General features: G+C 58.3%; 15 protein-coding genes and 2 tRNA genes. 10 read left to right on the forward strand and 7 right to left on the reverse strand.

The features are described 5' to 3' along the window. The first annotated feature begins 83 nt into the window (after positions 1–83). From BN4575_RS18585 to BN4575_RS18595, 3 genes are all read left to right on the forward strand, one after another. Positions 84–1,499: a GumC family protein gene (locus tag BN4575_RS18585; protein WP_068979298.1), complete on the forward strand. Its 1,416-nt coding sequence runs from the start codon at positions 84–86 to the stop codon at positions 1,497–1,499. A 385-nt stretch (positions 1,500–1,884) separates the two neighbouring features. After that, positions 1,885–3,096: a DUF4365 domain-containing protein gene (locus BN4575_RS18590; protein ID WP_218060780.1), complete on the forward strand. Its 1,212-nt coding sequence runs from the start codon at positions 1,885–1,887 to the stop codon at positions 3,094–3,096. Between the two features lie 240 nt (positions 3,097–3,336). Beyond that, positions 3,337–4,245, forward strand: a complete 909-nt coding sequence (locus tag BN4575_RS18595; RefSeq protein ID WP_068979299.1) for a hypothetical protein — start codon at positions 3,337–3,339, stop codon at positions 4,243–4,245. Positions 4,246–4,425: 180 nt separating this feature from the next. Here BN4575_RS18595 and BN4575_RS18600 read toward each other — a convergent pair whose 3' ends face one another. Continuing rightward, positions 4,426–5,271, reverse strand: a complete 846-nt coding sequence (locus tag BN4575_RS18600; protein WP_068979300.1) for a DUF1194 domain-containing protein — start codon at positions 5,269–5,271, stop codon at positions 4,426–4,428. 156 nt (positions 5,272–5,427) lie between these two features. Between BN4575_RS18600 and BN4575_RS18605 the strand changes: the two genes are divergently transcribed. Together BN4575_RS18605 and BN4575_RS18610 are read left to right on the forward strand one after the other, a co-directional pair. Beyond that, entirely contained in the window at positions 5,428–6,195 is a 768-nt protein-coding gene (locus BN4575_RS18605) for a hypothetical protein (RefSeq protein ID WP_068979301.1), read from the forward strand. Further along, positions 6,182–6,628, forward strand: coding sequence for a hypothetical protein (locus tag BN4575_RS18610; RefSeq protein ID WP_068979321.1), 447 nt, complete (start codon positions 6,182–6,184; stop codon positions 6,626–6,628). The genes BN4575_RS18605 and BN4575_RS18610 overlap by 14 nt, the downstream gene beginning before the upstream one ends. Here the strand turns inward: BN4575_RS18610 and BN4575_RS18615 are convergent. From BN4575_RS18615 to BN4575_RS18630, 4 genes are all read right to left on the reverse strand, one after another. Then, positions 6,606–7,082, reverse strand: coding sequence for a hypothetical protein (locus BN4575_RS18615; RefSeq protein ID WP_068979302.1), 477 nt, complete (start codon positions 7,080–7,082; stop codon positions 6,606–6,608). The genes BN4575_RS18610 and BN4575_RS18615 overlap by 23 nt on opposite strands. 11 nt (positions 7,083–7,093) lie before the next feature. Continuing rightward, positions 7,094–9,574 (reverse strand): hypothetical protein, encoded by a 2,481-nt coding sequence (locus BN4575_RS18620; RefSeq protein ID WP_306345532.1) that lies wholly within the window; start codon positions 9,572–9,574, stop codon positions 7,094–7,096. 122 nt (positions 9,575–9,696) lie between these two features. After that, entirely contained in the window at positions 9,697–10,935 is a 1,239-nt protein-coding gene (locus BN4575_RS18625; RefSeq protein WP_068979303.1) for a glycosyltransferase, read from the reverse strand. Further along, positions 10,932–11,693, reverse strand: a complete 762-nt coding sequence (locus BN4575_RS18630) for an acyltransferase (protein WP_068979304.1) — start codon at positions 11,691–11,693, stop codon at positions 10,932–10,934. The genes BN4575_RS18625 and BN4575_RS18630 overlap by 4 nt, the downstream gene beginning before the upstream one ends. Positions 11,694–12,043: 350 nt before the next feature. On the opposite strand from BN4575_RS18630, the gene BN4575_RS18635 reads away from it, so the two are divergent. Genes BN4575_RS18635 through BN4575_RS18650 form a run of 4 tightly spaced genes read left to right on the forward strand, consistent with a single transcriptional unit; the run spans position 12,044 to position 17,106 of the window. After that, a complete protein-coding gene (locus tag BN4575_RS18635) occupies positions 12,044–13,348 on the forward strand; it encodes a lipopolysaccharide biosynthesis protein (protein WP_068979305.1) in 1,305 nt (434 codons plus the stop codon). Continuing rightward, positions 13,336–14,754, forward strand: coding sequence for an O-antigen ligase family protein (locus tag BN4575_RS18640; protein WP_083221080.1), 1,419 nt, complete (start codon positions 13,336–13,338; stop codon positions 14,752–14,754). The genes BN4575_RS18635 and BN4575_RS18640 overlap by 13 nt, the downstream gene beginning before the upstream one ends. After that, on the forward strand, positions 14,717–15,982 hold the full coding sequence (locus tag BN4575_RS18645) for a glycosyltransferase family 4 protein (RefSeq protein ID WP_068979306.1): 1,266 nt from the start codon (positions 14,717–14,719) through the stop codon (positions 15,980–15,982). Before BN4575_RS18640 ends, BN4575_RS18645 begins: the two co-directional genes overlap by 38 nt. After that, positions 15,979–17,106 carry a glycosyltransferase family 4 protein gene (locus tag BN4575_RS18650; RefSeq protein WP_068979307.1) on the forward strand — a complete coding sequence of 376 codons (1,128 nt, stop codon included), beginning with the start codon at positions 15,979–15,981 and terminating at the stop codon, positions 17,104–17,106. Before BN4575_RS18645 ends, BN4575_RS18650 begins: the two co-directional genes overlap by 4 nt. Positions 17,107–17,195: 89 nt before the next feature. Here BN4575_RS18650 and BN4575_RS18655 read toward each other — a convergent pair. Then, positions 17,196–17,271 (reverse strand) — tRNA-Asn (locus tag BN4575_RS18655). A 2-nt stretch (positions 17,272–17,273) separates the two neighbouring features. Beyond that, positions 17,274–17,349, reverse strand: a tRNA-Asn gene (locus BN4575_RS18660). Positions 17,350–17,835: 486 nt separating this feature from the next. On the opposite strand from BN4575_RS18660, the gene dauA reads away from it, so the two are divergent. After that, the gene (gene dauA, locus BN4575_RS18665; protein WP_068979308.1) at positions 17,836–19,572 is read left to right on the forward strand and encodes a C4-dicarboxylic acid transporter DauA; all 1,737 of its coding nucleotides are present in this window, start codon (positions 17,836–17,838) and stop codon (positions 19,570–19,572) included. Positions 19,573–19,598 lie beyond the last annotated feature (26 nt).

Below are 19,598 nucleotides of genomic sequence, written 5' to 3' on the forward strand. Positions count from 1 at the left end.
TAAACGGTGCTGGCACCGGCCTTGCACTGGCACCAGCCTTGCATAGGCATGACAGCCCTACCTGCTTCATCGGGAGTGATGTCATGCCAGTCCAGTTCTATTACAACCTCTACCTCATCTTGTTTGCAGCCTGGCGCCGTCGTTATCTGCTGGTGATCCCGGTGCTGGTGATGCCGCTGGTCGGCGGTGCCATTGGTTGGCTCACCCCCAAGGAGTATGAGAGTCGCACCACCTTTATGGTGCCGCAAGATGCCAACCAGACCCCGACCCTCAAGGATCTGATCACCCAGGAGAGCCTCAAAGATCGCTTTGCGGTGCTCGAAGCCCTGCTGCGCAGCCGCTATGTGCTCGATGGGGTGGCGCGGGATCGCGGCCTGGTCAATGACGAGACCCCACCGGTCAAGCGCGATGCCATCATGGACTGGCTGTCAGGGGCTGTCTCATTGCGGCTGATCGGGGACGAGGTGATTGAAATCAAGGTCAGGGCCGATTCGGCCGCCAACAGTGCCGGTCTGCTGGAGGCGATCTCACGGCGTTTCTTTTTCAACTTGCTCAGTAAGGGGCGCCAGTCAGCGGAATCCTCCGAGCGTTTTTTGCAAAGCCAGCTCGACAGCCGCCGTGGCGAATTGCAAGGGGCTGAGCAGCTGCTGGCCGACTTCAAACGGGAACATGCCAGCGCCTTGCCCCAGCAACAGAGTGCCAACGTCGCCCGGCTCTATGGTTTACAAGAGCGTTATGCCGAGAGCCTGATCCTCTTGCAGCAGGCCAGGGCCCGGGTCGATCAGCTATCGCTGGGGCAGGAGAGTCAGCTGGCCCGCCAACTGGATGAGAAGCTGCAGCTGATGCGCACCGAGCTGGTGCTGCTGCGGGCCCGCTACAGCGAGGAACACAGCAAGGTGCAGAGTCTGCGCTATCAGATTGACCAGTTGCAGCAGGAGTTTGAGCAGCTCAAATCCCAGCCGGATATGGCGCAGGGGCCCGAGTGGCAGCTGGCCCAGACGCAGCTGACTGATGCGCAGCAAAACGCCACAGGCTTGAAGACCCAGCTGGATGGACTGGACAAGGTGGTCGACTCCCAGGGCGATACCGAACGTCAGCTCGCCGAGCTGGAGCGGGATCTGGCGGTCAAGCGCACCCTCTATCAGGACTTGTTGCTGCGTTATGAGAAGGCCAAAGTGACCGGTGATCTGGGTAACTTTGAACAAGCTGCGCGGATCAAGGTGATCGACAAGCCGTTCGCCCCGAGCAAACCGAGCAACTACCCGCTGTGGCTATTTGTGCTGGCCGGGGTGATTGGCGGGCTGGGGTTGGGCGGCGGGTTGGCCCTGCTGACCGAGTTGGCGGATACCAGCTTGCGCCGCAGTGATCGACTGGCTTCCCTGATCAAGGCGCCGGTGCTAAGCCGGATCCCCTACTGTGAGCCGGTGCCGGACTATCCAGCCAACAGTTATCAGGCGCTGGATGGCCAGGTGCTGCCCTTGGCGCCCGAGCCGGGTTGATCGCCGTAAAACTGGCTACCAGCCTGAACCTGGATATTTCTATAAGGCCTCGTGATGAGGCCTTTTTTTTCGGTCGCAGTGAAATATATCACACCATCCATATTAAATTTGCTCTCTTGTGCTATCTGATATAATAGGGTTATATTTAATTTTCGTGACTGTGATTTTCATTAGTGGCGCGGCTGAAGTTAGTAAAGGGGGCGGTAGTATTTATATCAATCACAGCTGGGGTGGTAAGTTTTTTATAAAATATTTCTCTGCATGGGCAATGTATGATATCTTAGTTTCATATGGAGTCCATTACTAGCAAATTAATAGCAAGCCAAATCTAATCGCATTCTAAATGTCGTGTTAGAGTATGTGGAATAATTAAACAATGAAATATGTGAGTAGTTCACAAACTGAACGCTTAGGGGTTCAAATTGTCGGTTTATTGTTCGAAAAGTGTGGGTGCATTTTTCGCGAACAATCAATTGTCGATTGTGGTATCGATGCTCAAATTGAAATTGTTAATGACAATTACGCATCAGGAAAATTAATTGCGTTGCAAATAAAATCTGGGGGTTCTTGGTTTAAAGAAAAAATGAAGGACGGCTATGTTTTTCGTGGAGACAGAGAGCATCTTGATTATTGGCTTAGTCATTCATTACCAGTTGTAATCGTTCTATGTGATACGGACAAAGGTACCGCTTATTGGCAAGCGATAAGCAAATACACGGTTGTATATACAGGGAAGGGGTGGAAAGTAATAGTGCCTTTTCAGCAACAGATAAATGTTGGTATGAACAGCGACTTACGTCGTCTTGTGAATCAAGTCGAAATTATTCCAGATTACACGATTACTAAAATCTCAGATATTAGTCACGGCGCAGCCAAAAGATACTCGGCACGAGTAGTATTGTCAAAAGAGCATAGTCAATCAGAACTAATAAAAATAATCTCATCACTAACTAAAGAGATAAGGGTTTGTGAGTATCACCGAAGCTCTTTAACAAGGGTTGCTTGGCGAAATAAGCCTGCAGACGTTGTCTGGTTGTTTTTTTATCCGACGTCTCAAGATGAACGAAATAACAACTATCTATGTAAATCCGAATGGATCAATAGTGAGCTTGAAGAGACATTCCGTCCTTTTCCTCAAAATGGTCAAGATATTGGTGATGGCGTCAATGTTGAATGGAATGCTATGTATTTATCAACAGCTAAATATAACCATAAAAATGAAATTCCAAAAGAGTCATTTGTACAGTTTGTCGAAGAGTCGTTGGCTCAATCAGTGATGTTATTTTCAGCGTTAGAGCGAAAGTTTATACAGTTCTCAGATTCTGAAATATCGTTTGATGATTTGTGTAGGTTTATTAATGCCAACAAGTCTAAATCCCATGATATTTATCAAGGTGGATTATCCATTGGATTGTCATCTTATGAGTGCAAAGAAGTATCAATAAAGTTTCAAAATATGATTGCTCATTTAGATAACATATTTATGTTACTTGGGTATCCTAATGAGAAGACCACGATTTTTAATATAAGAGCGCAAGCAAAATATTTTTCTGAAGCCGTGGATGCTCTAAAGTATGAGTTGAATAAGATCGCTTAGCACGTAGGTTTGATTAGCCGGAAGGCGTAATCGGACGCTCGCGGTGAAAATTACCGCCAATGTGCCAAGTACGTCCCGATCGGTGCCAGTTAAAGAGTGAGTTTTTTGAGGGGCGAGAAGTAGCAAGATGGGATAGTTTTGGCGAGTTAAAGAAACATATTACAGAAAGGCCGCGAACGTCCGATTACGCTTCGCTAATCGAACCTACACCCTAGACTTGTTAGTCATACAAGGACACATGTGAATAAGATTCTTAACAATAAATTTGGTGTGGAGCATGCTCTTGATATGTATGCGAGTAGTTTCGTTACGCTGCCTGCTGAAGCAATATATGAGAAAGAAATGCTACAACAGCACAAGAACGTTATCGATAACTGTCATATCTATATTATTGGGTATTTGCCAAGAGTTGATTTTCAAGGTGCAGAACAAATTGGTGATGACTTGAAATTGTCATTTTTGGTATGCAATCAAGAAAAAGAGCTTTGGATTCCTTCAATCCCTTCGCACTTGAGTTTCAATGTTGAAGATGGGTACCATTATTTAGAAGATGAAAGTGGAAACAGGTTTTGGTGGAATGACATGCAGATGATGCAAATGCTTCATAAGCAGTCAGGGATGATGTACTTTGAAGTCAAGTATATTGGTCAAGCTTATGGGAAAAATGGTTCAAGAAGCGCTTTGGATCGTTTGGTTAAACATGAGACTCTTCAAAGAATTGCGATAAAAGGAGTCCCTGATGGATATAAGCTTTCGTTGCTCTTGCTTGAGGTAGAACCAAACACAAGTATGGTCACCGCTTTTACTCCAAATGCTGAATCAAAAGATACGGATGCATCTAGGATTAAAGCTGGCTTAGATAAGTTATTTGGCACTTCTGATTCAGAGAGAATATCGTTATATGAAGCTGCGATGATTCGATATTTTTCTCCAGAATATAACAAAGAGTTTAAAAATAGCTTTCCATCAACAAACCTAAAAATATTACAAGAATGCTATGAAAAAGATTTTTCAGCTGTATTTGCTCAAATTTGTATTGATGAGCTTCCTTTCATGTTGTTCTCAGATGCTGTGGAGCCGAAGAAATATCATATATCGAAGCATGATCTTCACGAAGACAGCGACAGAAAGGTTTTCTTCTGTGTCTAATGTCGCCTAACAAACTGAGCGACCGCTGAAACTGAGTGCATCATCATCAATATAATAAGCGTCTCAATGGGGACCGTCTGTCAACGCGTGGCGTTTCCAGCCCTTATGGCCCATCTTGCCATGGCTTCGCCAAAAATCAGGGAGCCATGGCTCCCTAATCGCGACACACGGGGTGATCAGCTAGCCGATGGCGGGTGCCAGTTGCCCGTTGGCGGGCTGCAGGCGTCCCTGGTTACGGCGTTGATAGCGCCAGGCCAGCAGTAGCGGCATGCCGAGCAGCAGCTGGGCGGCCAGCGGGATCTCCTCGAGGGGGGCGGCCAGTGCCCCTTCCGGAATAATGCCCCCCTCAATTTCGGCCGCCAGTTTGAGTTCCAGCGCATTGCCAAAGTCGGCGAAGGTGGTGGCGTTGATAACAAACGCATCCTGACCACCGGCGATATTGTCCACATACCACTCTTGCAGCACGCCATCGGGATAGTCCTGACCGATGGTGATGCCGTTGATGGTGTCGATGCCGGAAGCGAGCAGTTGATCCCGCACGGTGGAGGTATCCAGCCCGTTGTTCTGGATGCCGTCTCCCGACACATCCATCACCTGGCGGGCGGCGGTGTAGTTGTTGGTATCAAACTGTTGGGCACCAAAGGCCATCGCCGAGCCGGGGGCCGTCATCCCCGCATAGGGGCGCACCAGGTTGTCCAGGGTGGCGGCGAAGTTGTTGATGGAGGTCATGTCGTAGAGGTGGAACCAGTCGGTCATCACTCTTTGCTGGTTGCCACTGCTCCACATGATCATCTGTACGGCAATAGAGCCCAGCTTGCCGCCACTGGTGTTGAGGATGGCGCTCTGTACATCCTGGTTATAAAAGGCGTCCACATAGCCTTGTAACTGCAGATTGAATTCCGATGAACTGACGCTGCCAGACACATCCATCAGCAGTTGCAGTTCGGTATCGACTTCGGTCAAGGCGTATGCGGGGGAGGTTACCAACAACATCCCCAGCAGCCCTGCCAACGGTTTGAGTTTCATCGCTCACTCCTTTCCTTGGCTGTAGTGCCAACAGGGTGAATGAATAAACCGTGCCAGCTTTGTTGAATCCTCTGACTTGGCTTGATCAGGGGGAGGCCGGACAGGCATGGAACTTGCGACAGCGGTCAAGAGAGCTGATAACCGGCAGGAGTTGCGATGGAGATCCGTCCTTGGCAGTGGGCACCCAACTGGCTGCTGCTTGGTTTGGCCAATCAGTGGGGCATGGTGTGGCTCAATATGGGCCACTTCAACCTGCTGGTGGTGTTGCTGATTGCTATCTGGTGGCAAATTGCATCGCGGGTTGCGCCAAGCTGGCGCCCGCATCCGCTGGCGCTCGCCCTGTTTATCCTGCTGATCCTGATCCCCAGCGCCAGTTGCAAGGCGCTGGCCTGTCTGTTGTTGGTGGCCTCGCTGTGGCGCCGCTGCCAGGGTAGTGATGAGCGGGCGGTGTTGCAGATCGTGCTCGCCTTTACCGTGGCGGTGTTGTGGGGGCAGCAGGTGTTTGCGTTGCTCTCCGGCCCGGTGCTGGCGCTCGACGCCTGGGGGGTGGGCCAGTGGTTGCAACTGCTGGGCTGGGACATCCGGCTGGATGGCAATCGCATCGAGCGGTTGGGGGGCCATGCCCTCATCGTGCTCAAGGGGTGCTCCTCGTTTTCTCAACTCTATCTGGTGGTGCTCTCCTGGCTGGTCTCCTGCTGCTGGCTGGCGCCGGAGCGCCCCCTCTACCGGCAGTGGCCCATGTTGCTGCTGGTCTGCCTGCTCTATATCGGGGCCAATCAGTTGCGGTTGGTGCTGATGAGCCTGGATCTGCGCTGGTATGGCTGGCTGCACACTGGCAGTTGGGCCCAGCTCTACCAATGGGCCATCATGCTGCTGGTGATGACGCTTCTTTTCGTCAGGGGGCGCCATGATGCAACTCTCTAGGGGATATCTGCTGCTGTTGCTGGTGGCGCTGCTCAGTGCTGCCGCTATGGGCTGGCGTTATCAGAACCGGGCAGTTATTGAGGGGGCAAAGCCGATGTTGATGGAGCTGGTCCAGCAGGGTTGGCGCTTGCGGGTGGCCACGCCGGTATTGGGCGGCACCTATGTCAGCTATCAGCTGGCCCATCCCCGCTGTGATGGCCTGTTGCAGGCGATGCTGGTGGCACCGGATAGCGAGGCGATGTCAGTGACGCTGGCGGGTGTGGGGATGAGTCAGGGGGTGATGTTTTTAGGCGAGCTGCACCAGCGCCCGCCGCTGCTCTCTTACCGCTTTACTCAGGGCTGGCGCAAATTGTGGGGGCTGGCCCCTTATCCCCTCTATCGGGTAGCCTTGCCGACCTCCTGCCTTGGTCTTATTGCGCCGCCGCTGGGGTGACAGACCCCGGTTCACCGTTTGGCAGAATGCGGATCAGCAAGGTGTTGGGGGCCAGCATGGGGTCATAGCGGGGTTCCAGCTCAATGGCGCGAGACCCCAGCAAGCGGGTCAGAGTGGTCAGCCGCACGCTCGCCATCCGCGCACTCTCCAGCATGTCTGTTTGCAGCCCGGGGCCGCTCACCAGCGCAATCCGGGCCGGATCCTTGCGTCCCAAAAACTGATGCAGCTGCTGCTCCTGATCCGCCGGCAGTTGCGTCTCTGCTTGCTGGTATTGCAGTTGCAGCTGGGGCTGTTCGGTCAACTGTTGTTCCCGTAACTGGTTGAGGATCGGCAGGGTCTCATTGACCGGCTCCTGACGGGCGCAACCGCTGAGGATCAGCAGTGGCAGCAAAAGGGGTAACAGCCGCGGCAGGGCGCTGCCTTTGGCGGTGGAGCGGGGAGTCTGGTTGGCCATACGCAGTCACTTCAGGAGGAGGAGTTGGCACCAGTTTGCAATGTTTTCAATCGCTTGGCCAGTTGTTCAATCTCGCGGCGCCACTGGATCCAGGCGGCAGAGGGCAGTTGCTCCGCCACTCGCCAGCGGGTCGGCAGCTGATCCCGCAGGCGCTCCAGCAGCAGGGCGGCCTCCACCTGATAACGGGCCTCCTGCTCCAGCCAGGCGAGCCAGCGCAGATCCTCGATGGCTTGCTGTAGCAACAAGAGGTCGTGGGAGAGGCGGTGCGCCTCGCAGGCTTGCGGGCCGAGCAGCATAAAGTCGCTCTCCCGCCCGTCGGTGGGGTCATAGGGCAGGGCGGTGGGCATGCGGCCATGCCATTGCAAATAGCCCTCGGCGCCGCTCTGCCACAGGTAAAAACCGGCGGCTCTCGGGGTGCCCAGATTGTAAAACCAGGGGGTGACCTTGTGCTGGCGCACCCGCGCCACATCGGCCTTGTCGGCGCCAAAGCCTGCGTTGATCAGGGCAATCTCCACCTCTGCCAGCAAACCAACCTGACCCGGGTGATTGAAGTGGCCCGCGCGGATCACCGCCGGATCCCGCCGTTTCATCTCCCGCGCCAGGGTGGTGATGGCGGGCAGGGTGGCGAGATCCGGCTCATCAAACAGGCTCCATGCCAGTGGCGGCAAGCCGCTGGCGGTCAGCGCCTGTTGCCGCGCCTGCCACTGTTCGAGCTGGTTGGCAGGGTCGCCCCCCCAGCGTTTGAGCGGGGTATAGGCCAGCAGGGGTGGCACAAAGCCGAGCCCGGCCGCCTCTCCCATGATCTCCCGCATCCCCGCCTCATCTTGTGGCAGGGCGGGCGAGAGGCCGCTGATCCCGAGCTTGGCGAGCCGCTGCAGATCGCAGCGACTGGCTGTGGCGATCTGCTGTTTCAGCGCCTCGGGGTTGGGGCTCAGCCAATTCAGATAAGGGGGCGCTTCGACGTAGATGCCGACCGGCTTGCTGGCCGCAGGCAGGGTCAGCGGCAGCACCTCGATAGTCAGTGGCAGTTGCACCAGTTGCTGTTGGCTCAGCAGCTGAATATTGCCCAGATAGCGACCGGCAGGAGCATCGCGGGGGACGGTGATTTGCAGCACCAGACGCCGTGGCACGCCTGCCAGTAGGGTGAGCCCGGCCACGCCTTCGACCAGCTCCTGATCCGAGGGGGCCAGCAGGGTACCGCTCGCCTGCGGGCGAACCAGATGCCATTGACCGTAATAGGGGGTCAGCGTCAGCGGCGAGCCTGCCTGCTCGGGGGGCTGGATCACCAGCAAGGGGGCCGGATCATCGGTGGCGGCGTGGATGGCAAACTCCAGCAGCAGCTGGCTGCCACGGGCGGCCAGCACAGGCAGGGAAGCGTGCTGCAACGCATCGGCGGCGGATGCCGGGGCGATCTGCAGGGTCGGGGCGGCATCCGCAATCGGCGTAAGGCTGAGCTGCGCCGGAACAGGCGCTGGGGAATAGGGGGCCAGGGTCCACTTTTCCAAAAACAGCTGGCGCTGCTTGGTCAGCACCCGGGCGGTGGCATCAGCCAGCCCACGGGCGTTAGCCTCGGCCTGCATGCCGTGGCCTTTATCACCACTCGGGGTAGCGGCCTTGCCGGTGTCGGCTGGGTAGGGGGCAAGCAGCAGCCCAGCCAGGTATTTGGCATCCGGTGAGTGGCCCAGCAAGGTAAGGGTGAGCGGGCCGCCGGGGTGGTTCAGGGTGACATGAACTGGCCCCCCCTGACGCGCCCCGAACAGCTGCCAGGGATCCGGATTTGGCAGCGCCTCGCGGGATTGCCCCGCCAGATAGCGCTGCGTTAGCCATTCCTGCGGTTGCCACTGCTCGGCCCAGATGGGCTCGCCATTGACCAGCACGCTGCGCTCGAAGGGGTGGGGCAGATACTCCCACTCGCCGGGGTCATCGAGCCAGAGGGTGAGCTGGTAGCGCCCTTTGGCCACCTCAAGGCGTACTCCGTCGAGATTGCGTAGGCCATCGCGCACAAGGGCATCGCCGGAGGGACGCAACACCGGAGTGGGGTGGCCAATCAGCCGGGGATCCCCCGGGCTCAGGGCCTCAAAGCCGGTAAAGCGGGGAGCTGCGGCCGCCCCCAGATCCAGTGCAATAGAGCCCTCGGGCAGGGTCAAGCCGGGTTCCCAGAACCAGCGTTTAATGGTCAGTGGGGGCGCGTCATCGGCCATAAACAGGTAGATCTTGGTTATCTCATCAAGGGCCAGTGGCCGTGGTTGGCTGGTGCGCCAATCACTTAAGGCAAAGCGCAGGGTGAAGGGGCCCGGGGCGACCATCCGCTCCTGATTGACCCGGCTGCGGTAGTTGACCGAGGCCTTGTCATCGACCCGTAAAATCAGCGTTTGCGGTTGTGTGCCCGGATTATGACCCTCGATCACCAGCTCATCGTCGCTGCCCACAGGCCAGGGCACATGGGTCAGATTGAGGCGCTGGGGGGTCTGGGGGCCAGTGAGGGGCAGCATGATGGGGGCAGGCAACTGCGTGGCGCTGAACAATGATGCGCAATAGAGCAGCGAACAGCCGCAGAGCAGGGTGGCCAAGCCTCCCCTGTGCCCATGTCGTCTCCCGAATGTGGCGCTGCCCATCAGCAGATCGCTGCCAACCAGGATTTAAGATCCGCGGCCTTGTCATCCCAGCTCTGGCCCGCGACCAGCTGTTGCCGACCCTGACGCCCGCCCTGCTCCGTCAGGGCTTCCCATTCGTTGGCTTGAAACCAATTTTGGCGAGGGCCATCGCAGGCGGCCTGATTGATGGCGTGGGCCAGATTGTCACCGGCTCGCGGCAGATGCACCAGTTCACGGTAACCCGCCAGTGCCGGGAAATCAGTGCTGACGATAGGGCGGCCTACCGCCAGATACTCGCGCAATTTCAGCGGGTTACAGGCACGAATTTGCGCATTGTCGACAAACGGCAGCAGGCTGACCTGCCAGTGCTGGGCATAGGCCGCCAGGGTATGGTGTGGTCTGGGCCCCAGCAGATGGATGTTGGGGATCCCCTCCAGCGCGCTGAGGTCAGTCTGCTTGGGGCCAATCAATACCAGATCCCAGTGGGGCAGGGCGCGGGCCGTGTCAGCCAGCAGCGGCACATCGATCCATTCACTCAGGCTGCCATAAAATCCGGCAATCGGCCGACCGCTGGGGAGATCTGCCGGACGAGGCTGTGGCGGCATAAACAGATCCAGATCCACCCCGTGGCTCAGCAGGCGGGTTTTGTGGGGGGGGAAGCGACTGGCCAGTGCCGGGCTGGCCACCAGGATCAAATCGGCTTGTGCTACCAGTCTGGCTTCACAGCGGGCAATGGCTTGATGATCGACCCCCGCCAGCGCAGAGAAATCATCACCGCAGTAGTAGATCACCGCCCGCTCACCCAGTTTGCCAATCAGATCCACCGCGCTTGGCAAGGAGATCCACAGCAGCGGACGATCCAGCTGGGGTAAGCGCCGACGGATCTGGGCGGCCAGCCAGTGGCCATTGATCTTGCCTGCAAGCCGACTGCCGGGCAGTGGCAGCGCCAATGGCGGCAGTATCTCGGGCATCTGTTGAGCTTGCACCTGATGCTGGCCTTGGCCCTGGCCCTGGCCTTGGCTCTGGTTCGGTTCGAGTTGACTGGCGGGGGCGGCGCGCTGCACCACGGCGCCCAGCTTGCGCACGATGCGGGTGATGTCACGCAAGTTAAAGCGAGGACGGCGCAGCCCGATGGAGTTGACCCACAGTACCTGATAATCGGGCAGCAGGCGTTTGATCAGATGCTGGGTACTGGAGGGGTGTTGGCCCCAGTCTTCCCCTAATACCACCAATTGCGGTTTGCTATGATGCTGCGTCATTGCGGGCTCTCCTCGCTATTGTTGCACAGGGTTTCCCTGTCATCCTGACTCCCCAACTGCCGGAACACCCGGGCAGGCACGCCACCCGCCAGCACCCCGGCAGGCAGACTGCGGGTGACTATGCTGCCTGCGGCAACCACAGTGCCTGCACCTATGGTGACACCGGCCATCACCATGGCGCCGGTGCCCAGCCAGACATCCCGTTCGAGCACGATCTCGCCGACCTGTTCATCAGCATCCGGTAGCCCCCGGGCACGGGCACTGGCATCCAGCGGATGGCCGGGATAGCCAGCCAAAAAGGCGCGCCCGGCAATCCTGACGTTATCTCCCAGCACTATTTTGCTGCCCACCGCCAGGGTGGTCTGCCAGCCAATCCCGACATTATTGCCGATCACCAGGCTTGGGGCCTTGCTCGCCGTGCGGCCGCTAATGGTCATAGCGGCGCTCAGGCGGCAATCGGCCCCTATTGCTATGGCGACGGGGCCGCTGATATAGGGGATGCCGCCATAGAGATAGAGGCGGGGAGCGGGTGCTGTCAGGCGAGATTGAAACAGGGGAGTCCACCAGAGGGTGCGCATCAGGGTGGCAATGCCATGGCTACTCACCAGATAGAGGCGATAGAGCAGGCGATGAAGCGGCGGGATCAGTGGCAAAGACCAGCTGCGAGCCCCTTTGGCGAGTCGCCACACTCTGCGGGCCAGCGGGGTTTCCCCTTGTTTGGCCCACGCTTTGACCCGGTACAGACTGAGGGTGTTCATGATGATATCTCCCTGTTTATCTGGTGCTGCGAGGTACTAGCAGGGATCGGGCCAACCGCGCACATTGTCCTTTCGTGGTCAAGGGGGGCGGTGAAACAGGGATTGCGGGCGATGATCCCGCAGCAGGGTGCAATTTGCGTCGGTGGTTGTGCAAAACGCAATCGTTCACCCAATATGCAGTCTCATTGTGGGCTTGCTGGTCGCAGCGTACTGAGGCGCAATGAGGCGCATAGGCAGGGGGGCAGGGATCTGTCTCATTCGGGTTAACTGGCGTGCCCTTTGCATTATTGCAGCAGTGAGATAAGCAATGATGCCCGGCGGCTAAGCCACCAGGGTGGCTGGGAGGCCTTATGAGACTGGGTGTGAACCAAATTGCCATTGTCTATTATGCCGCGGGCTTGTTGTTGATGAAGGGGATCTCTTTGTTGATGCTGCCGGTGCTGACTCATCTGCTGGTTCCTCGTGAATATGGTCAGCTGGAGGTGTTACTGACCCTGATTAATCTGGGCTCATTGATCCTCGGGTTCGGGCTGGTGGATGCGCTCTATCGCTTTGCCGGACTGGCTACCGATGAGCAGGCACGCCAGCAGGTGGTCGCCCGGATGTTCGGTCTGGTCTGGATCATTGCGCTGGCCAGTCTGGTGCTGCTCTGGGTGCTGGCGCCGGTGGTGCAAGCCTGGCTGCCGGTTGAAACCCGTCTTGCGGATGTGCGCTGGGTACTCTGCGCCCTGCCATTTGAAGGGGTGATCGGGGTGCCGCTGGCGTGGCTGCGGATGCGCAATCAGGCCAAGCTCTTTTTCGTGGCGACCGCAGGCAAGGCGCTGATCCAGTCGCTGCTGACCGGCTGGTGGCTCTGGCTTGGCTGGGGGGTGAGCGGGGTGCTGGCTTCCGGTACCCTGACCTGCATCGCCCTGGCCCTGCTGCTGAGCCTGTGGCAATGGCGTGATAGCGGGATCCGCTTTGATTGGCAGCACTATCGGCCGGTGCTGCGCTATGGCTTGCCACTGGTGGTGAGCGGGTTGGCGGGTTTCTCCTTAAGCGGCCTTGATCGTCTGCTGCTGGCCGATGTGGTGGGCGAGGCATTGCTCGCCTATTACGCGGTGGCGGGCAAGCTGGCGCTGGCGGTGGGTCTGTTGCTGCAACCTTTTGCCCTGTGGTGGTATCCCCGCCGTTTTATGCTGCTCAAAGAGCCCGATGGTCTGCGCCTCAATGCCCACTACAGCGTGCTGGGTTCGGTGCTGGGCTTTGCCACTGCCGGGGTGGTCGGGCTCACCGCCCCCTTGTTGATCCGGCTGCTCACGCCGGAAAGCTATCACGGGGCGATTGCCTATATCCCGCTGCTGGTACTGGGGATGGCGGTGCGCAACGTCTCCGATCTGCTCAATGTCGGCTGTTTTAGCGGCGAAGAGAGCAAGGCGCAGATGGTTATCAATCTGGGATGCAGTTTGCTCGGGGTCGTTGGCTTTTTGCTTGCCATCCCCCGGTTTGGGGTGGATGGGGTGATCTGGACCCTGCTGCTGGTCTATCTGGTACGGGCTCTGGCGTTTTATCTGGTGAGCCAGCGGTTATTGCCGTTGCCCTATCGGCTGACCCCCCTTTGGGCCAGCTCAGGTTGTGCCTTGGCCATGGTGTGGGGTGGGCAATGGGTCGCCTGAGTCATGCCCTGTGGGCATTGGCGATTTGCCTCGTCGTTGCCCTGTTGTGGTGGCGATTACCCCATCCGTTACTGCTGCCGGTGATTGGGCTGGCGATCCCCGCCATCTGGTTTGCCCTGCGCTGGCCATTTCTGATGGTATTGGGCTTTGTCACCTTCTCGTTTTTCCGCTTGCACGAGGTGTTTCCCCAGCTCTATCCCCTCAAAATCCCGTTGCTGTTCTCACTGGCGGCCATTGGCGCCCTGGCCTGGCACATCCTGCTGACTGGTCGGATCAAGCCCTACTGGCACCCGGCTCTGAGCTGGTTGAGCGCATTTTTCCTGATGGTCTCCATCGGCGTGCTGTTTGCCAGCAACCGGGGGGAGGCGATCGCCACCTGGACTGGCAGCTACAGCAAGATCTACCTGATGACCCTGGCCACCGCCTGGCTGGTGCGCACTCCCGCTGATTTTGCCCTGGCGGTCCGGGTATTTGTCTTGGCCGGCTGCATGGTGGCGCTGGTGGCCCTCTACAACAAGGCGAGCGGGATCGGGCTGGTGGAGGAAACCCGGGTGACCATTGGGCGTGAGCTGGGTTCGGTGCTGGGGGACCCCAATGATCTGGCGCTGGTGCTGCTCTTTCCTGCCGGCTTTTCGCTGAGCTTGTTGCTCAATCAGGGCAATGGGTTGGGGGGGCGCTTGCTGGGGGGGCTCGGCTTTGCCTTGACCGCCGCCGCCATTATTGCCACCCAGAGTCGCGGGGGCTTGCTGGGCATTTGCGCGGTCTGTGGCCTGTTTGCCTGGCAGCGGGTGAAGTCGAAAACCTTGCTGATCATGGCGGGTACGCTGGCACTGAGCGTGTTGTTTGTGGCTGCCGGGATCAGCGACCGGGCATCTGGCGGCGCCGCCGAGAGCGGGGTCGATGCCTCGGCCATGGGCCGCATCTATGCCTGGCAAGCGGCCTGGGGGATGGCGCTGGGCCATCCGCTGGTGGGGGTGGGGTTATCCAATTTTTACTACAACTACTTCTTCTACAGCCCCCACTGGGACGGGCTTAATCACGCCGTCCATTCGACCTGGTTCGGGGTGCTGGCTGAAACCGGTTTTGTCGGGTTGGCACTGTTTATCGGCATGGTGGCGTTGACGTTGCGCCGTTGCTGGCAGTGTCAGCTAGTTGGCATGCCCCCTGCAGTGATCACCGCTATGCAAGGGGTGATGGCCAGCATGGTCGGGTTTGTCATCTCGGGCTCATTTTTAACCCAGGGTTTTACCTGGCCCATCTATCTGGAGTTGGCGCTGGCGGTCGCGGCCATCAAGTATGTGCAGCAAGCCCGCGTTGCCACTGATGAGGCGGCAGATCGGTCAGAACCCGCAATGCAGGAGCATAATCATGAGCGCAATTCCGGTTCTGTTGGTGCATTACGGTGAGAACTGGATCCGCGGTAGCGAGCGTTGCTTGCTGGATCTGCTGGCCCATCTTGATCGCGACAGCTTTACCCCCTTGCTCTGGTGCAATAGCCAGCGGCTGGCAGATGAGGCCGCGCTGCTGGGAGTGAAGGCGCTGGTCGAGCCTTTTTCTCTGTTGCTCGGCTGGCAAGCTCCCCGCTTTGATGTAGCGGCATATCGCCAGTTGCAACGGCGTGCCGCCAGCTTGATCCAGCAACACCGGATTGCACTGGTGCATGCCAATAGCGCGGCCCCTTGCCAGTGGCTGGCGGGTGTATGTCGCGATGTGCAGGTTCCGCTGGTGTGCCATCTGCATGCCCGTTATCAACCCAGAGACAGATTCACCCTGCGGGTGCACCAGGCAAGCGTGCTGATCGGGGTGAGCGAACCTGTGTTGACCGCTTGGCAGCAAGATGGTTGTGGTACAGAGCGGCTGATCCGGGTACCCAATGGTGTGGATGCTGCCAGGCTGAACGAGGGCCCCCGGTGGCCTGTCATGGGTATGCTGAGTTTGTCACCGGGGGAGTTGATCATCGCGACTGTCGGTTCACTGATCAAACGCAAGGGGGTGGATCTGCTGCTCCGTTCCCTTGCAGAACTGACCCGGTTGGGCGAGGAGGCGCAACTGCTGGTGATCGGCAGTGGCCCCGAGCAGCAGGCATTAGTCAGCTTGGCCAGCGAACTGGGGGTCGCAGCGCGGGTGCACTTCTTGGGGGAGCGGGCTGACAGCGCAGCCATCTTGCGCGGTGGCGTTGATGTTCTGGTATCCGGTGCCCGCGAGGAGGTGTTTGGTCTGACTCTGGCGGAAGCAGGGATGCTGGGGCTTGCGGTCAGTGCCTATCGGGTGGGCGGTATCCCTGAGGTGGTCGAAGACGGGGTGAGCGGGCTGCTGGCCGAGCCGGGAGACTGGCGTCAGATGGCCTGCCATTGGCAGCGTTTGCACAACCCGCAAATAAGGTGTGCGATGGGGCGAGCAGGGCAGCAACGGGCGGCGCAGCATTTCACCGTGGCCCGTTATGTCAGCAAGGTGACCGAGGTGTGGTCTGATGCGCTGGCGGGGCGATGGGCGGGGGAGGGACGCCAACCTTACCGGGTTATCGCCGGTTGGCTGCGGCAGCGAGTCGCGGCGCAAGGGCAGGCCATGCTGGCCAGGTTATCGACCCTCATGGCAGGGTGTGGCGGCAAGTTAATGGGAGATAAACAGCGATGAGCAGCCAGATGGGTACGGACAAGGTGCTGATTGTGGACCCTATCGCGTTTCGGGGGGGATCCAAGGTGGCTACCGAGGTGGTGCTTGCGGAGCTGAACAAGCGGATGCCTGCGATGGCGTGTCATGTGATGACCGAAGATGGCGACTCCTGGCCCCATTGCCCACATCATCGGCTGTGGATCCCCGCCATCGTGCGAGGGCGGGAGTCTGGTTGGCGCTATCTGCTCAAGCAAGGGTGGCAGACCTTGTTGATCCTGTGGCAAGTGTGGCGCTTGGGGGGCGTCAGCTGCCTCGTCGCAGCGTCTGGCCCCGGGGTCGACCTCTGTTGTTACTGGGCTGGCCAGTTACTGGGGATCCCGGTGGTGCAATTTATTCACGGCCCTGTCGGCTGCTCGGGGTTATCTGCTCGCGCCTTGTGGCGCGCGCGCGCGGTGTTTTACCTCGACAGTTGCCGTCCCTCGTTGACGGCGATCCTGACCCGGCTCGGTCAATCCCATTTCCCGCCCCATTGGCACTCATTTACCAATGGCTTGAGCGACCACTCTTGGCCGACCGTTACCTCTGGTGGCACCGATATCTTGTGGGCAGCCTCACTGCTGCGCTGGAAGGGCCTGGAGACCATGCTGGCGGCTCATCAACAGATGCGCGGCGAGCGCCCCGAGCTGGTGGTGTGCTATCTGCAGCCGAAAAACAGTTTGCAACCCTGCAGCCCCATTGCGCCCGAGCTGCCGGGCACCCGCTGGCATGCAAATCCGGTGAATCTCGATGAGATCAGGTCTGAGTGCGGCATTTTTGTATCGACCAGCCAGCAAGAGCCTTTTGGACTCTCGATCCTGGAGGCGATGGCAGCGGGATTGTGTGTGGTGATCCCCGCCGATGGCGCCTGGTGGGATCAACGCCTGCACGATGGGGTGGAGTGTTGTAAGTATCAGCCCGATGATCCGGACGATCTTGCCCGGGTATTGGGGACGTTAAATGCCATGCCAGATGTGGTCGCGACACTTGGGCGCAATGCGCAGGCGCATGCGGCAACCCATTACAAAGCAGCTGATACCTATCAAGGCATCATTGACCAGTGGGAAGCCCTACTGCGCCGGGAGTCACCCTCATTGTGCAAGGAGTGAGCGAACCGCGTTGGCAAGGGCTTAATCGGCTGGTAACGAGCAAACGATAGATGTGAAAAAGCCCAGCCAAAAGGCTGGGCTTTAGAATGTGGCTCCCTCGACAGGACTTGAACCTGTGACATACGGATTAACAGTCCGCCGTTCTACCGACTGAACTACGAGGGAATTGGCTCCTCCTACTGGACTTGAACCAGTGACATACGGATTAACAGTCCGCCGTTCTACCGACTGAACTAAGGAGGAATTGCCTGTCTCGTTGAGACGGGGCGAATATTAATGACCCCGGGGGCGGGTGTCAACCTGCGATCTCGTTGAAAACCCTATTTTCAGACTGTTTGCCCAAAACTTGCGCTTTACGGTTTATTTTCAGCACAATCAGTCTCTTGTCATCCCTCACGGCAACCGGTGTCACGCCGCTGTGCCATATTGGCGTTTGCCTGAAAATGCGACTTGTTGCCTCGAACGTGCCAGTTATAAATAAAGGCTCAAATGGTTATCTTTGTAGTTAAAAGAGCCGTCGTAGCGGGAAAGATCGCCGATTTGGCGGCAAATAGGCCAAATAAGGGGTGAGCGCGCGTTTCATTGATCCTGCCCATCGAAAAAATGGCCGGTGTGGAGTAAGGTTACGCAGGATACCATCGCCGTGTCGACAGCCCTGCCGGCCCTTGATGATGATCGGGCGCCGGATCTCTCCGGCCTTTGTCTCCCTCTTCTGGTATTACGATATACATGCACAAGCAAGCCTCTTTAAATAGCGTGAAGCTCGCCATAGCCTTACGCCAGTCCTGTATTGATGAACCCTACAGCATGGCCCGCTTCGGCCGTGATCTCATCGCCGGTGTGACGGTGGGCATCATCGCCATCCCGCTCGCCATGGCGCTGGCCATCGCCAGCGGTGTGCCGCCGCAACACGGTCTCTATACCGCCATCATCGCCGGTATCGTGATCGCCGTGACCGGTGGCTCCCGTTACTCCATCTCCGGCCCGACCGCCGCCTTTGTGGTGATCCTCTATCCGGTTGCCCAGCAGTTTGGCGTGGGTGGCCTGTTGATGGCGACCCTCATCTCCGGCTTCTTTTTGGTGGCGATGGGGATGGCCCGTCTTGGTCGCCTGATCGAGTACATTCCCCCGTCAGTGACGCTGGGCTTTACCGGTGGTATCGCCATCGTGATCGCCACCTTGCAGATCAAGGACTTCTTTGGCCTGAGCGTGCCCGAGATGCCGGAAAACTATCTGGGCAAGGTCGAGGCGCTGGCCGCCGCCCTGCCAAGCTGGCAGTGGGGCGATACCCTGGTGGGGGTCGCAACGCTGGCCGTGCTGCTGCTCTGGCCGCGCCTGCGTCTGCCGGTGCCTGGCCACCTGCCCGCTGTGCTGGTCGGGGTGGGCCTGGGTTTTGGCCTCCATTACTTTGGGGTGGATGTGGCTACCATAGGTAGCAAGTTCAGCTATACCCTGGCCGATGGCACCCAGGGGATGGGGATCCCGCCCATCGCGCCAACCCTGGTGATGCCTTGGGCCTTGCCAGGGCCGGATGGCGCCCCGGTGGTGTGGGATCTGGCCGCCCTTGAGCGGCTGCTGCCTGCCGCCTTCTCCATGGCGATGCTGGGTGCGATCGAATCGCTGCTCTGCGCCGTGGTGCTGGATGGCATGACCGGTCGCAAACACAGCTCCAACGCAGAGCTGGTGGGGCAGGGGCTTGGCAACATCTTTGCTCCCTTCTTTGGCGGCATTACCGCCACCGCCGCCATTGCCCGCTCCGCCGCCAACGTGCGCGCCGGGGCCACCTCGCCCATTTCGGGGATCGTCCATGCGCTGGTGGTGCTGGCCGCCATTCTGGTGCTGGCGCCCTGGCTCTCCTGGTTGCCGCTCTCAGCCATGGCTGCGCTGTTGCTTATCGTGGCCTGGAACATGAGTGAAGCGCACAAGGTGGTGGAGCTGATCCGTCGCGCCCCCAAATCCGATGTGCTGGTGCTGCTGGTCTGCCTGTCACTCACCGTCATCTTCGACATGGTTATCGCCATCACCTTCGGGGTGATCCTAGCGTCCCTGCTCTTTATGCGCGAAATCGCCAAGATGACCAAACTGCACGATTTGGCCGAGCACAAGCGCTATGCCCATGAGGTGCCGGACAACGGCCTACTTTACAAGATCAACGGCCCGCTCTTCTTTGCTGCGGCCGAACGGGTCTTTGCCGAGCTGGAAGCACAAGTGAAAGGGCACCAGGTGCTGGTATTGCAGATGGAGGCGGTCTCCATCCTTGATGCGGGTGGTCTCTCTGCCTTCCTTCAGTTTGGCAAGCAGATGGCAAAAGCCGGTGTCGAGTTGCGGGTGGCCGAATTGCAGTTCCAGCCGCTCAAGACCCTGGCCCGCGCCAAGGTGCGGCCGCAGCCCGGCAAACTGGAATTCTACGGCTCGCTGGAAGAAGCGCTCAAAGGTGAACATTTGCACGAAGCGGCAGTAAATTGATTTAAAGGGATACGAAACGGCATATT

It is taken from the genome of Aeromonas sp. EERV15 (genome assembly GCF_900079845.1).
GTDB classification, from domain to species: Bacteria; Pseudomonadota; Gammaproteobacteria; order Enterobacterales; family Aeromonadaceae; genus Aeromonas; species Aeromonas sobria.

Coding starts and splice junctions, on each gene's coding strand:
- BN4575_RS18605 (WP_068979301.1), top strand. CDS start 5,428: ATGGAGATCCGTCCTTGGCAGTGGGCACCCAACTGGCTGCTGCTTGGT.
- BN4575_RS18645 (WP_068979306.1), top strand. CDS start 14,717: ATGAGCGCAATTCCGGTTCTGTTGGTGCATTACGGTGAGAACTGGATC.
- BN4575_RS18615 (WP_068979302.1), bottom strand. CDS start 7,082: ATGGCCAACCAGACTCCCCGCTCCACCGCCAAAGGCAGCGCCCTGCCG.
- BN4575_RS18640 (WP_083221080.1), top strand. CDS start 13,336: ATGGGTCGCCTGAGTCATGCCCTGTGGGCATTGGCGATTTGCCTCGTC.
- BN4575_RS18620 (WP_306345532.1), bottom strand. CDS start 9,574: ATGCTGCCCCTCACTGGCCCCCAGACCCCCCAGCGCCTCAATCTGACC.
- BN4575_RS18650 (WP_068979307.1), top strand. CDS start 15,979: ATGAGCAGCCAGATGGGTACGGACAAGGTGCTGATTGTGGACCCTATC.
- BN4575_RS18600 (WP_068979300.1), bottom strand. CDS start 5,271: ATGAAACTCAAACCGTTGGCAGGGCTGCTGGGGATGTTGTTGGTAACC.
- dauA (WP_068979308.1), top strand. CDS start 17,836: ATGCACAAGCAAGCCTCTTTAAATAGCGTGAAGCTCGCCATAGCCTTA.
- BN4575_RS18635 (WP_068979305.1), top strand. CDS start 12,044: ATGAGACTGGGTGTGAACCAAATTGCCATTGTCTATTATGCCGCGGGC.
- BN4575_RS18585 (WP_068979298.1), top strand. CDS start 84: ATGCCAGTCCAGTTCTATTACAACCTCTACCTCATCTTGTTTGCAGCC.
- BN4575_RS18630 (WP_068979304.1), bottom strand. CDS start 11,693: ATGAACACCCTCAGTCTGTACCGGGTCAAAGCGTGGGCCAAACAAGGG.
- BN4575_RS18625 (WP_068979303.1), bottom strand. CDS start 10,935: ATGACGCAGCATCATAGCAAACCGCAATTGGTGGTATTAGGGGAAGAC.
- BN4575_RS18610 (WP_068979321.1), top strand. CDS start 6,182: ATGCAACTCTCTAGGGGATATCTGCTGCTGTTGCTGGTGGCGCTGCTC.